This window comes from Solibacillus sp. FSL K6-1554, from assembly GCF_038005185.1.
Lineage (GTDB): Bacteria > Bacillota > Bacilli > Bacillales_A > Planococcaceae > Solibacillus > Solibacillus silvestris.
In genome coordinates this window covers 181,740-198,194 of record NZ_JBBOSS010000001.1, presented here as the reverse complement: position 1 = coordinate 198,194, position 16,455 = coordinate 181,740, and the positions used below count along the sequence as shown (strand labels likewise).

14 protein-coding genes are annotated in these 16,455 nt (G+C 38.1%); 3 read left to right on the top strand and 11 right to left on the bottom strand.

Going from position 1 to position 16,455, the window contains the following annotated elements; all coding sequences use genetic code 11:
- Positions 1-4: 4 nt before the first annotated feature.
- From MHB58_RS00970 to xylF, 3 genes are all read right to left on the bottom strand, one after another.
- The gene (locus MHB58_RS00970) at positions 5-1,159 is read right to left on the bottom strand and encodes a sugar ABC transporter permease (RefSeq protein ID WP_014825020.1); all 1,155 of its coding nucleotides are present in this window, start codon (positions 1,157-1,159) and stop codon (positions 5-7) included.
- A complete protein-coding gene (locus tag MHB58_RS00965; RefSeq protein ID WP_340734522.1) occupies positions 1,152-2,675 on the bottom strand; it encodes a xylose ABC transporter ATP-binding protein in 1,524 nt (507 codons plus the stop codon). The genes MHB58_RS00970 and MHB58_RS00965 overlap by 8 nt, the downstream gene beginning before the upstream one ends.
- 71 nt (positions 2,676-2,746) lie before the next feature.
- Complete coding sequence (gene xylF / locus MHB58_RS00960) at positions 2,747-3,823, bottom strand: D-xylose ABC transporter substrate-binding protein (RefSeq protein ID WP_340734521.1); 1,077 nt, start codon at positions 3,821-3,823, stop codon at positions 2,747-2,749.
- A 146-nt stretch (positions 3,824-3,969) separates the two neighbouring features.
- On the opposite strand from xylF, the gene MHB58_RS00955 reads away from it, so the two are divergent.
- Positions 3,970-5,127 carry an ROK family transcriptional regulator gene (locus tag MHB58_RS00955; protein ID WP_014825023.1) on the top strand — a complete coding sequence of 386 codons (1,158 nt, stop codon included), beginning with the start codon at positions 3,970-3,972 and terminating at the stop codon, positions 5,125-5,127.
- Positions 5,128-5,250: 123 nt separating this feature from the next.
- Positions 5,251-5,796 (top strand): GNAT family N-acetyltransferase, encoded by a 546-nt coding sequence (locus MHB58_RS00950; protein ID WP_014825024.1) that lies wholly within the window; start codon positions 5,251-5,253, stop codon positions 5,794-5,796.
- 106 nt (positions 5,797-5,902) lie between these two features.
- Here MHB58_RS00950 and MHB58_RS00945 read toward each other — a convergent pair whose 3' ends face one another.
- The 5 genes from MHB58_RS00945 to MHB58_RS20270 form a co-directional block, all read right to left on the bottom strand.
- A complete protein-coding gene (locus MHB58_RS00945) occupies positions 5,903-6,628 on the bottom strand; it encodes a 3-ketoacyl-ACP reductase (RefSeq protein WP_008407502.1) in 726 nt (241 codons plus the stop codon).
- Between the two features lie 95 nt (positions 6,629-6,723).
- The gene (locus tag MHB58_RS00940) at positions 6,724-7,209 is read right to left on the bottom strand and encodes a glycosyl-4,4'-diaponeurosporenoate acyltransferase CrtO family protein (RefSeq protein ID WP_041865809.1); all 486 of its coding nucleotides are present in this window, start codon (positions 7,207-7,209) and stop codon (positions 6,724-6,726) included.
- Between the two features lie 12 nt (positions 7,210-7,221).
- The gene (locus tag MHB58_RS00935; RefSeq protein ID WP_340734520.1) at positions 7,222-8,340 is read right to left on the bottom strand and encodes a glycosyltransferase; all 1,119 of its coding nucleotides are present in this window, start codon (positions 8,338-8,340) and stop codon (positions 7,222-7,224) included.
- Between the two features lie 47 nt (positions 8,341-8,387).
- The gene (locus MHB58_RS00930) at positions 8,388-9,881 is read right to left on the bottom strand and encodes a phytoene desaturase family protein (RefSeq protein WP_340734519.1); all 1,494 of its coding nucleotides are present in this window, start codon (positions 9,879-9,881) and stop codon (positions 8,388-8,390) included.
- Positions 9,875-10,003: a hypothetical protein gene (locus MHB58_RS20270; RefSeq protein ID WP_158310130.1), complete on the bottom strand. Its 129-nt coding sequence runs from the start codon at positions 10,001-10,003 to the stop codon at positions 9,875-9,877. The genes MHB58_RS00930 and MHB58_RS20270 overlap by 7 nt, the downstream gene beginning before the upstream one ends.
- Positions 10,004-11,432: 1,429 nt before the next feature.
- Between MHB58_RS20270 and MHB58_RS00925 the strand changes: the two genes are divergently transcribed.
- Complete coding sequence (locus MHB58_RS00925) at positions 11,433-12,617, top strand: CaiB/BaiF CoA transferase family protein (protein ID WP_340734518.1); 1,185 nt, start codon at positions 11,433-11,435, stop codon at positions 12,615-12,617.
- A 46-nt stretch (positions 12,618-12,663) separates the two neighbouring features.
- Here the strand turns inward: MHB58_RS00925 and MHB58_RS00920 are convergent, their stop codons facing one another.
- The 3 genes from MHB58_RS00920 to MHB58_RS00910 form a co-directional block, all read right to left on the bottom strand.
- Entirely contained in the window at positions 12,664-14,106 is a 1,443-nt protein-coding gene (locus tag MHB58_RS00920) for a Fe-S-cluster redox enzyme (protein ID WP_340734517.1), read from the bottom strand.
- Between the two features lie 188 nt (positions 14,107-14,294).
- Positions 14,295-14,813: a hypothetical protein gene (locus MHB58_RS00915; RefSeq protein ID WP_340734516.1), complete on the bottom strand. Its 519-nt coding sequence runs from the start codon at positions 14,811-14,813 to the stop codon at positions 14,295-14,297.
- A 111-nt stretch (positions 14,814-14,924) separates the two neighbouring features.
- Positions 14,925-16,220 (bottom strand): acetamidase/formamidase family protein, encoded by a 1,296-nt coding sequence (locus MHB58_RS00910; protein WP_340735885.1) that lies wholly within the window; start codon positions 16,218-16,220, stop codon positions 14,925-14,927.
- Positions 16,221-16,455: the final 235 nt, after the last annotated feature.

Below are 16,455 nucleotides of genomic sequence, written 5' to 3'. Positions count from 1 at the left end.
CGATTTATTTATGTTTAGAAATGATGTCAACCCATACCGCCAAAATTAAAATCAAACCTTTTACGATATACTGCCAGTATGCGCCGATATTCATCATCGACATTCCGTTATCAATACTTGCCATAATCAGTGCACCAATAATCGCACCAAAGATCTTCCCTTTACCGCCCATTAAAGATGTACCGCCAATTACGCAGGCTGCGATGGCATCCAGTTCATAGCTGTTCCCAGCAGAAACTGTTGCTGCATTTAAACGTGCTGTTAATAACACACCTGCCACACCTGCCAATGCACCCATGCTGATAAATACATATAACGTATTTCGCTTAATATTAATTCCGGATAATGCTGCTGCTTCCGGGTTGCCGCCTATTGCATAAATCCGGCGTCCAAATGCCGTTTTTGTTGTAATAAACATGAAAATAAGCGCAATTACCGCTACAATTAAAAACGGGATTGGAATACCTAAATAACGATTCAACATATACGTAATGACTACTAGAACAACAGAATAAACTGTCACTTTTCCGTAATCGATTACAGAAGGCAATAATAATAAGCCCATTTCCTTACGCTTTCTACGACTATTTACCGTGAAAGCTATCATTAAAATAACGGCTATAGCAGCTATAATATAACCTGGTATAAATGGTAAGTAACTGTTCCCGATTTGTTTAAAACTTGGGTTTAATGATGAAATCGTTTGACCATCCGATAGGCCGATTAAAACCCCTCGGAATATCAACATACCGCCAAGGGTAACAATAAATGCTGGTACTGCTCGGTATGCCACCCACCATCCTTGCCATAATCCAATTAAACCTCCAATTATAATTGCTGCGAGGACAACAACCGGTGTACTCCATCCTTGCCAAACTTGCAGCATCGCGGCAATTCCACCGGTAACTCCGACAATTGAACCTACCGACAAATCGATGTGACCTGCCACAATTACTAATGTCATTCCTACCGCAAGTACAGCTATGATTGACATTTGGGTAAATAAATTAGAAATATTACGAGAAGATAAGAATTCTCCGTCAGTAAAAAATGTGAAAATAATAGCAATAAAAATTAAAGCAAGAATTAAGGTATAGGATTGTAAATCGAATTTGAAGGATAATTTACTTTCTTTTTTGATTGTCTGTTCATTAATCACGTTTTTCCCCTCCAGTTGCACACATCATTACTTTTTCCTGCGTTGCTTCTTCTCTTGTAAATTCACCCGTAATTTTCCCTTCACACATAACAAGAATTCGATCTGACATTCCTAAAACTTCGGGCAGCTCAGATGAAATTAGTACAATCCCTACACCTTGTTGAACGAGCTCATTCATAATTTTATAAATTTCATATTTAGCACCAACATCAATCCCTCTAGTAGGTTCATCTAAGATTAATAGTTTTGGATTGTTCATAATCCATTTACTCAAAACAACCTTTTGCTGGTTTCCGCCACTTAGCTTTCCTACCTCTATGTCTAGATTAGGTGCTTTTAATTTCATCTTGGTTGTAATCTCTTCTGCTGCTCTTACTTCAAGTGCTTGGCTAATCACATTTAGTTTCATCACCTTGTTTAATGCAATTAGTGTCGTATTTTTTGCTATATCCATTCCTAGTACTAGACCGTAGCGCTTACGATCTTCCGATACATAAGCAAATCCTTCTTTAATGGCATCTGCCGGTGATTTAATTGTTACGGTTTTATCATTTAATTTGACCGTACCTTCTTTTTTACCAGGCATTCCGCCAAACAAACTAATAAACAGCTCTGAGCGGCCGGCTCCCATCAAGCCGGAAAAGCCTACAATTTCACCCTTTTTAACATTGAAATTTATATTAGATACAACTTTTTTTCCTGATTTATTGTATGAAGTGTAGTTTTCTACATGTAATACATTTTCATCACTAATTTCATGCACCTCATAAGGGAATAACTCCGTCAGTTCACGACCAACCATCTTTGTAATGATCATTTCCTCAGTGAGATACTCGATGGAATTCGTTGAGATTGTCTGACCATCACGTAAAATTGTTACAGAATCAGCCAGCTCCATTACTTCTCCTAATTTGTGCGAAATGTATATGCATGTTACACCTTGTTTTCGAAGTTCATTTAACAATTTAATTAAAACAGCTACATCACTTTCTGTAAGAGCAGCTGTCGGCTCATCTAAGATTAGAATATCCGTTTCCTTCGTCAGGGCTTTTGCAATTTCCAGAAGTTGCTGCTTTCCTACCGTTAATTCGGATACCTTCATTTGTGGGTCCAGATCTAAACCAACCTTTTCAAGTGCTACCATCGAATTTTTATAAATTTCATTCCAATTAATAACGGCCGAGCGCATTAAATCATGTCCTAAAAATAAATTTTCGGCAATCGTCATTTCACCAACCAATGCCAGTTCCTGATAAATAATTGCCACTCCTGCATCTTGTGATTCCTTAATATTTTTGAAACTTGCTTCTTTACCTTTGATTAAAATTTTCCCACTGTATGTGCCCGCCGGATAAACGCCGCTTAATACTTTCATCAAGGTCGATTTCCCTGCACCATTTTCACCACATAAAGCATGGATTTCACCTTTTCGGACTGAAAAAGTAACATTGTCCAGAGCCTTAACACTTGGAAACTCTTTTGTTATTCCTTTCATTTCTAAAACATATTTTGTCATGTTTCCACCACCATTCTCGATATCCTCATTTAGAAGAAAGGAGGGAAATTCTCCCCTCCTTTTGCTGTTATTTACGGACGGTCACTTTCCGGAACATTTTTATATACATCATCATAGCTATGGAATTCATCTTCAATAACTGTTGTCATAAGTTCATCTTTACCTACTGAAATTGGGTCCAGCTTAATGAATGGAACATCCATCTGGCCATTGTTTACAGAATCCGTAGCAGTAACTTCCTCACCTTTTGCTAATTGAACCGCTACTTCTGCACTCTTTTCAGCAATTGCTTTTATTGGCTTGTAAACCGTCATTGTCTGTAATCCCTCTGCAATACGCTGAACACCTGCCAGGTCAGCATCTTGCCCAGAAATTAGTACTTTACCAGCTAATCCCTGAGCTTCTAACGCCTGAATTGCGCCACCCGCCGTATTATCATTTGAAGCAACGACAACATCAATATTGTTTTTGTTTGCAGTTAATGCGTTTCCCATAATTTTTAATGCTTCATTTGCATCCCAGTCTTTCGCCCACTGATCGCCTACAATTGTAATATCACCTTTATCAACTAATGGCTGAATAATATTCATTTGCCCTTCACGGAACATTTTTGCGTTGTTATCCGTTGGAGATCCCCCCATTAAGAAGTAGTTTCCATCAGGTTTTAAATTCACTAAATACTCCGCTTGCATCTCGCCCACACGTACATTATCAAATGAAACATATGCACTGATATCTGCCCCGTTAATCAATCGGTCATATGCTAATACTGGAACGTCTTCTGCATTTGCCTGCTCCACAACAGTAGATAAAGAATCAGAATTAATCGCAATAATTACTAATGCATCTAAATCCTGAGACAGCATATTTTGTATTTGCGATAATTGCTTTGCTTCATCACCATTTGCAGACTGCACTACGACTTCTGCACCCATTTCTTCGGCTTTAGCTACGAAGAAATCACGGTCATGCTGCCAACGTTCTAATGTTAAGTCCGATACCGATAAACCAATCTTCAATTTATCCCCTGCTGAATCACTTGAGCTAGCCTTGCCTGTGCTTGAATCTCCTGCATCCTGCCCACAAGCCACCAATAACATTGACATTACTAACAGAATCCCAAAAAGAAAGCCCTTACATTTATACATGAACTACACCCCTTCTAATATTTGTAATATTCTTAATTTAAAATTAGGATAACATGTTAATATTTGTTTGTCTATTGGATGAACAAAGTTTTTTTGTTATACTTTAATTAAATTTATGATCGTTTTGTATTGGAGGGATTGTTACTTTGTCATGGAATCAACAAATAGGGAAAAAGTTCAATAAGCAGCAAATTTTAAATTATATTTTCTCTAAAAGAATCGTTTCTAGAGGAGAAATCATTGAAGAAATAGGGTTAAAAAAAGCAACTGTTGCAAATCTAGTAACTGAACTAATAGAGGACCGATTAATCGTAGAAGATGGAAAAGATTTTTCAACTGGAGGGAGAAGATCCCGGTTATTAAGGTTTAATGAAACAGCTGGCTTTGCACTTGGCATTGATATTGGCGTTAACTATTTATATGGTGCAGTTTTTAATCTAAAAGGGGAAATTGTTTTCGATAATCTCCAACTCGTACCAACAATCCAACTTGACGCGTATTTAAAAAGTATTTTGGATTTAATAAAATTACTCATGGAAAATGTACCCCCTAGCCCATTCTCGATCGTCGGATTAGGCGTTGCTGTTCCTGGTTCCGTTAATAAAGACGGTGTCATTATTATTGCGCCCAATTTACGGTGGGAAAATTTTGATATTAGCAGCTATTTACGTGATCACTTTGACTTCCCAATCTATATTTCGAATGAGGCCAATGCTGGTGCTTATGCAGAATATATTTTTGAAAATAATAAAGAAACTTCAAATCTATTATATTTAAGTATAGGAATCGGGCTAGGTGTCGGAATTATTATTGATCATAATATTTATCTAGGGGTTAACGGTTATTCGGGCGAAAGCGGACATGCCATCATACATATGAATGGACGTAAATGCACATGCGGCCGTAATGGATGTTGGGAAGCATATGCCTCAGAATATGCCCTTATCCATGATGCAACTTATATGCTAAAAGAAAGAGAATTAACATTAGAGCAGATAATTACTTTAGCTGAAGAGGGCAATGAAGATGTTATACAGTTATTCAAGGAAACCGGGTACTATATCGGTCTCGGTATCACCAATTTAATTCAAACATTTAACCCGGAAAAAATTATTATTGGTAATCGAATTATAAAAGCGCAAAAGTTTATCGAGCAATCAATATTAGATACAATTCACTCTAATACTATGCATTTTCAGCGGGATAACTATTCTGTGCAATTTTCGAAATTAAAGGATCGTGCAATTGCCCTCGGTGCTGCCTCCTTTATTATTGATCAGTTCATTCAACTTCCATTTGATTAATTTCCACTTTAATACCCTAAGTTTATACTAAACATATCTGTTTTTGTTAAAAAATGTATATTATGTTATGATAAGAAAGCCTATAACACTCTCGAATAAAAGTCATATTATTGGAGAAAACAAATGGAAAACCTTAATTTATTACTAGAAAAAAACAGTCATCTGGAAAGCGAGCGTCTTTTTTTACGTCCGATTTCTATTGAGGATACTGAAGATATGTACGAATATACTGCGGATGAGGAAACGACGAAATTTCTTTATCATGCACACAAAGATCTGGAACAAACGAAGAAGATGATTGAGAATTATTTTATGAAAGAACCTGCCGGGAAGTATGCAATTGTATTAAAAGAAAGCAATAAAATGATCGGTGCAATCGAGTTCCGTGTCCATGAATGGAATAAAAGCGGGGAACTCGGCTTTACATTAAACCGCAGCTTCTGGGGAAAAGGCTATATAACAGAAGCAAGCAAAGTAATATTGGCCTTAGCCTTCAATACACTCAGCTTAGAACGTGTATTTGCTGAATCTCACGTTCAAAATGCGGCCTCCGCTAAAGTTATGCAACGTTTAGGGATGACCCATGAAGGAACGATGCGAAAAAATCATATGATTAAAGGTACTCTCGTAGATAGTGTTTATTACTCTATATTAAAAGAGGAATTCTAATCGCTTTTACACCCTAAAATAGAATTATTAAAAAAAGCCCTTCAGTCTGCAGCAAACAGAATGAAGGGCTTTTTCATATTCAACAGTTATGAAAACCGGTCCATGATTAGAATGGATTTGTATTCATTAATGTCGCGTTTTTAATGTACATGCGATTGTTCAGCTTTAATTGAGCAATAATATAATCCGCAATATCTTCAGGGTGCATATATTGATCTCTTTTTTCATCAGGCACTAAGTTCAGTGCATCCGCCAAATCTGTTGCAATCGTACTTGGCGCTAATGCTGTTACGCGAATATTGTTACGGCGCACTTCTGCAGCAAGTGACTCGGTTAAGCCGATGACACCGAATTTAGAAGCACTGTATGCACTTGATGTTGCCGCACCGTTTAAACCGTTTGTTGATGAAATATTAATAACATCACCCGCGTTTTTCTCGATTAATTGCGGTACAATTGTGTGCGATACATAAAAAGTACCCATTACGTTAATGTCGACAATTTCTTTAAATTCTGCCGGATCCATGTCCACGAGCTTTTCAAATTTCCCGACACCTGCATTGTTAACTAAAATATCCGTTAACCCCAACTTTTCTTTTAGATGGGCAGCAGCCTTCTGTACTTGTTCTAAATTCGAAACATCCGCCACTGCATAAGCAGCTTTAACGCCATGGCTTTCAATTTCTTTCGCTACTTGCTGTAGTGCCTCTTCCGAACGTGCAATGATCCCTACGTTCACACCCTCTTTTGCTAATGCTACCGCTACCGCTTTACCTATTCCGCGTGCAGCACCTGTTACAACCGCTACTTTACCTTGTAATGACTGACCCAATTTTATCGTCTCCTTCAAACATTATTTCAATAAAATTTTAACATAGTGAACTTCCATACGTCTTATTTTGCGATTGAACGATATAGATATACTTTTTAATTGCTACGATTAGATAAACCTACAATAGACTCAATTCGTCCTCTGTTATAACGTTGCGTCATAATAAATGGGAAGTTGGCGAAGAGTGCATAGGCGATGTTAATCCAGCCTGCCCAAACAGGATTCCATATGAAAAAAAGGGGCGCTGGCAAAATTAGCAGCCAATGCGTTATCTCCGCTCTTTTTGTTTCAGCTGCAAAAATCTTTAAATCTTCCCGCTTTGTACCGTGCAAATGGCTTTTATTATAACTTTTCTTTGCAATCGAAGACCCATCAATTAAGTGCCTTTTCCATTTCTTCACTAAAAATAACCGGTTCCATATCTTCCCGTTTTCCTCCCACTCTGCAATACGGAGAAATACAACATCCTTCAAAAAATAGCGTAAAGGAATTTTGAAACAGAGCGCTGAAATCGAAAAATGAAGAACAAGCCATACCATTATATTAACAATGAGAAGCCAAATTGCATTTATGACTGTCATACCTCTCTCCTATTACACTTTGATTTTTCTGCCTTTCCACATGACCGAATGTAAAACATGTGTGCGATATAATGAATATAAAAATACGGCTGTAAAAAATAAAACAAAAAAAGGATAGAACAAGAACATCGTGAGATGAAAATTCCCTGCTCTTCTCGCCAGAAAATACACATGCCCTCCGTATAATAAGTAGACAATAATTCCGCATAAGAGCGCCACAGAAGATTCCGTCAAAAAAGCGAGAATTGGTGCCAACACTGCCATTATGACACCAAAAATCCAAAGCTGAATGAGCATCATAACAAATCTATGAGTAGACTGTGAAGCTGTTGCCAGATTTTTTGTCCAGCCTTCCAATAATTGTTTCGGTCCCTCTTCATACATACGCATATTAATAATCCCTTTGCCGGCATAATTGGTTACCGGTAAGTCTTTAGCTAAAAAAACATCACTCAGTGCAAAGTCATCCATAATCGACTCTTCCGCCGCCTCATGCCCCCCTGTTGAAATATAGCTCTCCTTATCACAAAGGATACATGGTCCAAATGATCCTGCCGTTGCAAACTTTCCTTTCCAAACGGTAAATACATTCATTCCTGTCAGCACAATAATATTAAATATTACGGATAAATTTTCGTAACATTTTACAATCCGGTGATACGGTTGAATGGATAAGATCCCTTTTCCTTCTTGCTTGCTGAAGCTATTCATCATGCGCTCAAGGCTGTCCTCATCGGCAAGCTGAACATCCGCATCTAAAAACAGCAGCCATTCTCCTTTTGCAGATTGTGCCCCGTACGCACAAGCATTGGATTTACCCGGGCTCATCCCGCCTACTTTTTTACTATTTAATACCTTCGCTCCGTATGACAATGCAACTTCAGCAGTATGATCCGAGGAACCATCATCGACTACAATTATTTCAAAACGCTTCCAACTTTGCTGCTGGAGTGATTTTAACAATGGCGGTAACCGAAGCGCTTCATTTCTGGCTGGTATGATGATCGACAATGCAGGTAATGGCTGATTCCCCTCTTTTGCTGGTGGTTTTCTTGTAGACCAAAACATCAGCACACCACATAATAATCCGAGTAAGGATAGTATTTGCACAACCAAATACAAAGTTTCCATTGATCATGTTCCTTCCATTTGCTTTTGTCTAATAGCTAATACGCTGTCTACTTCAGCCTGTCTCTTTCCATTAGTTTCTTCGCCACCTGCTGCCCGCTAAGCGTAACCATTGGCATGCCGCCGCCTGGATTGACGGTTCCCCCGACGAAATATAAATTGTCATAACGTTCACTTTGCTTCGGATGTTTAAATCCTTTATTCATTTTCTTATCGGATACGGTTCCGTAAATTGCCCCGCGGTCTGAAGAGTACGTTCGTTCAATATCATGCGGTGTCCACATATCCTTTGTGACAATACTTTCTCTAAGTCTGTCCAATCCCATATTTTCCAGCTTGATTAATACCTTTTCAGCAAACTCGGTATACTCCTGTCGAGTTAGGGGCTTCTCTTGAAGGTGAGGAATATGTGGAAGAATTTTCAGATTCTCATGGCCTGGCAGTGCTTGTTTTGGATCAGTTTTATTCACATTCACTAAATAAATGACCGGGTCATCAGGCAGTTCATGCTTATCAAAAATCAGATTCATTTGTTTTTTCATATTGTTGGAGAAAAAGAAATTATGATGGGCAAGTTGCGGATAGCTATTTTTAACCCCTAAATGTAAAACAAGCCCCGAGCTTGCGGGTTCGAATTTTTTATCTAATTTATCGGTATAACTTTCTTTTTCTTCTGTTAATTGTTTGTACGTTGGGATGACTTCCATATTGGAAACAAAATAATCGGCAGTCAACTTCATTCCATCATCTGTATAGGCAGCTGTAATAACTCGTTTGTTTTTATCTAATTTCACGATCTTTTTCCCAAGATGGAATGTCACACCAATCTCCTCTGCTAACTTCACTAAAGCATTTGCTAAATTATGCATTCCACCAGGTACATACCAAATTCCCTGGGCATGCTGCATGTAAATCATCATATTTAGAACAGCCGGCGCATGATAGGTGGAAGATCCAACATACTTTACAATATAACTTAGCATATCCCGGAATTGCGGGTTCTTTATTCTTTTATCAATTGCATCAAACATTGTGGAAGATAAATCAAATTTCCGCAATGATTGAAACGTACCGTGATATTGGAGCACTTCCTTTAAATTGTCTAACCCTTGATTAAAGTACCCTTGCTCCGTTATTTCATATAATCCTTTAGAATATTCCAGTAGTTTTTTGTATTGTTTAATGTCTTTTTTCGTTAGAGAAGGATTCAAGTTCTCCATATCCTGTAAATCCTCAAATAAATCAAGTGTATTACCGTCCGGGAAAAATGAGCGCCATTGATGCTCCAATCGCTGAACCGGAACATAATCGCTCATTTGTTTTCCGCTTTGCTGAAATAAAGTTTCGAATATATGAGGCATCGTTAGTATGGATGGACCCAGGTCAAAACCAAAACCATCCTGCTCCAAACGGTTCAACTTTCCGCCGAGATGATGATTCTGTTCGTATAGGTCAACATTGTATCCTTTTTGCTGAAGTGAGATCGCAGCTGATAAACCACCAAGCCCTCCGCCTATTACAATCACCTTTTTCTTACCTAACATATTGTGTTTCCCCCTCTGTAATCTTTTTGTTTAGACTCGAATCTGCCCCCTCCCGGCAGTGCATCCTTTTCAAACAGCTCCACCTCGTATCCCTCTTGTTGCAAGCGAATTGTACTTGCCATTCCTGCTGCACCCGCTCCCATAACAATGACTTTTTATTCATGAGCTCCCCTAATAATTATTCGGTTACGTTCGTTCATCCTTATGTATATAGATAGATTGCCTTCCACTTAACATTATACAATAATTGCAAAAATGTATAACCTTTTAATCGTCGTGTATCTTTATTTTTTTATTTTCCTTCTAAATTGCTTATCCTTTTTATCTCAATTTAATCCTAATCTAAGCGTATTCTTTTGTTTTATTTTAAACTCCATAGTTAAATCCTTTTACAATTTATAAAAGTTGTATAACGTTTAAGAACGAGTATCCAGCAAAACTACAACCAAAAAGACTCTAATTCAAATTGAATTATGTCTCTTTTAGACTATACTTAGCTCTGTTATTTTAACCTTGCCACTAGTTACATTCTCTTGAAAAATGTAAACTGATTAGCATTATAAATACATAGCACTGCTTATTACGGCGTTGCCTATATGCAATGTATTGTTTGATATGTTCAATATTTATATTCGTTAGTTTCTCTTTCGTTGTTTTCAGCTCACCATCCTGCCGTTTATGCTTTTTACTTTCCCAATACGATGAGTTTTTACACCCATTTTTTGTGAATTATATCGATGCAGCAAAAGTTACTGGAACCAAATGTTTAAAACATTACTAATTGTTCTATATTGATTTGTTGTTCCATCATTAGTTGCCCAACAATATTTCCAAATTTTATCTAGAATAAAATTGTATATATAATTTCCTAATGAGAAAACCGTATTATATTCACCTACCTCACGAATGAATATCAGTTAAGTTTAATGTAAATTGTTAATCTGCTGGGCTGTTTGCCTGTAATGGGTCTATAATATTTCTATATTTGGACAAAAAAAGGAACGACCCTGCTCCGACTTAAATGTCTAAAGCAAAATCGTTCTTATAAATAAATAGCCAACCATCCATACTTTACCCTAGCTAAAAACTTTCTAATCTTTAATAGGGTTTCTATACTAGTTAATATTCACTAAACTTATATTTTATTCCTCATTAGGGCTATTTTTTAAAAAAAAGAAGAGAGAACAATCTATCTAAGTTTGTTTTTTCTATATTTCTGCACAATTTGCTTATTTTCGCACTATAATTTTCAGAGTATTTAAAATATAATGGATAATAGAGAATGAGAAAATAAGGGGACTCTTTTTCTTATATTTATATTTTATTGAAAGCGTTGGCGTCATCTGCTCTTGTATAAGCTCTTATTTTGGCGTTGGTTCTACTTTTCATTCAGAACTTTCCACTTTGACACCAATGCTTTCTACTTTCACTTAATTTGATTCAACTTTTACGCCAAAAAGTTCTACTTTCCGGCAAAGGGTTTCTACTTTCCACACTTAACATTCAATATTTCTTACAAAAACAACTGTTCAACACATAAGGGGGATGGGTATGACTATTTTAAATGGGTTAAAAGTTTTGGATTTTTGTTCGCTATTACCGGGACCGCTTGCGTCAATGATGTTTGCAGATCTTGGGGCAGATGTTATTCATGTGGAATCAGAGCGCCGTGTTGATTTAATGCGGATTATGCCGCCTTATGATGAAGATAAGGAATCTTACTTCCATCAGCATTTAAACCGCTCAAAAAAATCTTTGCAGCTCAATTTAAAGTCTGAGGAGAGCATTGAAATTATTAAAAAGCTTATCCAAGATTATGACATTGTCATTGAAGGGTTCCGCCCGGGTGTGATGAAGCGTCTTGGAATTGACTATGAAACATTGCGCGAATTCAATCCGCGCCTCATTTACTGTGCGATTACAGGCTATGGACAAACCGGACCATATGCAACACGGCCAGGCCATGATAATAACTACTTATCAATTGGCGGAGTGCTCAATCATTCCCGTTTAAAGGATAAAAAACCTGTTGCAATGGGAATTCAAATCGCGGATATTGCCGGCGGGACAATGCATGCTGCTGTCGGAATATTAGCGGCTGCTTTTCACCGTGAAAAAACAGGCGAAGGGAAATTTATTGATGTCTCGATGACCGATGCGGTGTTTTCCATGAATGCTTTATATGGCACACAATATCTCGGAAGCGGCCGTCCGCCTCAGCCAGAAGAGGAAATTTTAAACGGCGGAACATTTTATGATTACTACCGTACGAAAGACGGGCGCTATTTTTCAGTCGGCAGCCTGGAGCCTCAGTTCCGTAAACTGCTATGTGAAGCGCTTGGCATCCCGGAACTGATCGACAGCACATTTAATGACTCCTACTATACACAGCAACGCTTTAAGGAAGCGGTTACCGATGCGTTTTGCTCGAAAACATTTAATCAGTGGCTAGAAATTTTCAATGAAGACTTCCACGGATGTGTGGAGCCCGTTCTTACATTTGACGAAGCTTGCGAACACCCGCAAATAAAAGAAAGGAATATGCTTGTAGATGTTCAGAAACCGGATGGATCCTCGCAACGCCAAATTGGAACTGCCCTGAAAATAAGCGGGGTTGAGCCGACTTATAAACATGTCGGGGCAAAAATGGGTGAACATACCGAGGAAATTTTAGCTGCATATGGTTATAGTAAAGAACAAATCGAGCAACTAACTAAAGCAGGGGTATTACAGTAAAATAAAAAGGTGAGGCATGCATCGGCATTGCCTCACCTTTTCTTTTTTAACATAGAGCTACACGGCGCTCAATAAATAGGCGCAAATCTTGGAAATGATGCGGTATAATCAAATATTTCTTATAGACCGCTAATAGTTTCTCCACTAAAAGATCTTCTTCTGCCCAAAACAGTATTTTCAACAAGTTGCAAATATGCTGTGATGTCATTTCAGCGACATGATAATAAGCGCTGCCTTTTTTTAAATATTGCTGTTGCCAAATAATGATCGATTCCCTGATATTTTGTGGCGAACCATCAACGAATAGAGCAATATCGCGTTGAACAGTGGCTTCGATCATATGCAGCATCGTTTCCGTTTCATCGGCATGCAGCAGCTGAAATACCGCTGTACATGACGCGAGCTCATTATTTTTCAACAGCTCCATCCCAAGCCCAAACTGCTCTTCTTTTACAACACTATTAATCAGTTCATAAAAGACATGCTCCAAGTAGTTTTCCCGGTAATCTTTCACAAGTGTATCAGGCTGCGGGTTCATGCTGCTCAACACGTCAGCATATTCAACGACAAGTTCAATCGCATGATTATTAATCCGCTCTTCTTCAATTAAATACATACCCTGCAGTAAAATACTCCGATAATCTCTTTTATAAACCGCCTCCTGAAATAACATATAGCCAAGCAGTGTTTGTTCTTTCATATTTAATGCAAACTTTCCGGTCGACCAATTTTCCAGTAATGCGTGAATGCATTTTCGAAGCTTCAGCATATGGCGTCGTCCACTTGTAAAATGCGTTCGGACATTTAATAGATGCAGCTGCTTTACTTCATCAGATTTCGGATTTTCATAATCAATCTTTTGTACGAGCTTATGAATAATAGTTGCAATCCGATTTGCCGTGAATTGTCCCGCAAGCAATGTTTTAAAATGTCTCATTAATTCAACGGGTCTTGTAATGTTCCTTAAGGGTACTTGTAAAAACATTGAATAAATCTTCTTCGCCCCAATTATTTTCCAGTACTTTTCATTTACAGAGTAAATTGGTTGCACAAAAAATTGATTGTTTACTTTGTACACATACATTTTCTCAAGTCCTGTTTGTTGACGAGATACAGGAACAGGTTTTGTATAAATAAATTCAATCAGCTGGTCAAATGCCACTTCCCCTTGTGTATGTAAAAATGAAAATAACGCTTTTCTGTTTTGCTGCTCGGCAAAATACTCCTTCATTTTTTCATTCACTGTATTCGTCTCGTGAAATGAATCATTACTATATAATTCTAGTTTACCCCAATATTTTTTGATTAACTGAAAGCAAAACTTTTCTGCACGCTCCTGCTCCAACAAAAATTCATTACTTTGTACAGTTGCACCCCAAATTGCAGTTTGTTTTACAAATAGAAAATCTTCCTCCAAAGCTTGCTCTAGCTTTTTTCCTGTTTGTCCGTCCGTCCGTTGAAAGAGCTGCTCATCAAATGAAAGCAACAACAAAGATCCCTCCATATATTCCACCTTATTTCTATACAAAAATATACCAAAAAATAATTGTGTATGTAACGTTTTAATTTTTTTACTTTTCTTGCACAAAAAAAGCATATCGTTTCATTTGTTCCAATTCGTATGAAATATTGCTTAGAACATACAAACTGATAAATAGAAAACGATATGCCTCTTCACTATTCATTATGCATAATAGAGGTCACAATAATTTTTGATGGATTGGCTTGCACTGGTTTACTTTTCGTTGCACGGTCATAAAAAATGAACAGCATCTTTCCTTCCAAATCTTTCTGATCAACGCGCTTTCCCGACAAATCCACAATTTCCGTTTTTTCATTAACATGGAGTTTAAGCTTCAGCTGATCACAGTAAAGCACCCGGTCAAATGCACCGACACATACCTCGCCCTCTTTATCAAACTGATCAAAAATAATGAGCAATGGTGTCGTATGTGGCGGGGAAACCATTGGCAACGGATTTCTGGAATCAATAAAGGCAATAATTTTCGCCTTAACCGGAATGGCAGATGCCCCAATTTGGTATCCGTCCTTTGTCATTAAAGGCGTTTTTGATGTAATTTGGAATATGACTTTCTTATTGCCGTCTTTTTCACTTATTGCTTCAATAATACCAATACCGGACTGAACGCTAATCGAGATGACAAGAGCTTCTATCTTCTTGATCAATGGCTGCATCGCTTCATCCCCTCTACTTTTCTAGTAATTTCCTAATTCCCGAAAAATAAAGAACAAAAACTTATCTAATTAACTATGATTTTACTGCTTTTTACGACTGATCAACGAAATTCAGTCATACTGGCGTTTAATGGTTTTAAACAGTCTCGCTTTTTTCAGAAGTGTTTTCGGCATTTGAACCGTAGCCGTCACAACACCCGGGTGCCTTCCTATTTCAATTCCACCGGTAATGGTTGCACGGTTTCTCACTTCTTCCACTGTCAGCTCAAATAATTTTGCTGCTCGTTCGAGTGCATTTTCTGTAGCCACGTTTAAGTTAGCTCCTGTTCCTACTACCGACAACGGGAAACTTTCCTCAACTTGCTTCACACCGAATTCTTCAGCCAACTCACGTGCAATGCGTTTTTCTTCTTTCGTAAAAGGTTTTGCAGTATAAGGCAAATCCTCTACATTCGGCAGCAGAATTGGACCGTCCAAATTTACTTTTTTCAATACACTCACCTGAAGCTGTACGATACCTGAGACATCTGTCGTATGTCCGGCAATTTCTCCATCACCTTGCATTGCATGCATATCTCCTACGTATACACCGCCACCAGGAACTTTTACAGGGCAAATGACAACAGCCCCTTCACGTACACGATTAATATCCATATGTCCATCTGTACGGTGAATATTCAGCTCGTCTTCGGTCATCGTAAATTCATGTGGTGCTCCGATTAATAATGTTCCGAAATCACCGGCATTATGAGAATCCGGCATTGCTTTTGATGGCGTTGTTCCAAGCTGTCCAACAAACGGACGCATTCTTGCAAGTACTCCGATCAAATCACTCGGCGCGAATAAAGTAATTGGATTTTGAACGGAATTTTCCGGAGTTCGCATATAGTTTTTGCTGTCTTGAGCAATCCGGCGTGCAGCCTCTTTTCCGACCGTTAATCCGACATTCCCTTTTGAATTAAATGTCATCGTATAGCCGTTTGAAATTTTAAATGGTGTTGTATCCGTCCCGCATGTCATACATTTTACCGATTCCTGACCGATACCCTGGACAATTGTCGGCGGATGGAGCTTCCCGCAACCCGGGCATTTCACTTTCACAAAAGGATCTCCGATAAAACGTTCATTCTGAGCTTCGTCTGTTCCTGAAGAAGTCGCAATCGATGTCACTTGAATCGACTTAATCTGAATAACAATTGCATCTCCGACTTCCGCACCTTCCACATATACCGGCTTCGTTACTTCATGTCCTCCGCGAATCGTCGGTGTGATCATTGGGCCCCAACAGCCAGGAGCTGTATTGGCAATAATCGTCCCCCCATCTTTTAATGGTCCTAACATCGGTGCATTCGGATTTAATACACCATCTGTAAATTCATTGACGAATATTGTTTCAGCAGCCTGAATGACTTGTTTTTCCCGGTATACCGATTCTCCTGTTATTTCTCCACTCACTGATGTTAGTTCATTTACCATCGGAATCCCTCTTCCCCTTTAATTTTAAGTAAATTCAGTAAATTTTGAAGCTATCTACATTATACAATTTTTTACACTATAAGTTTGGTTTGCCTTTATATAAAAGCAAAACTTTTCTCTATCTTATATAATGTGAACAACTAGTACATTATGCAAAAGTGGAACG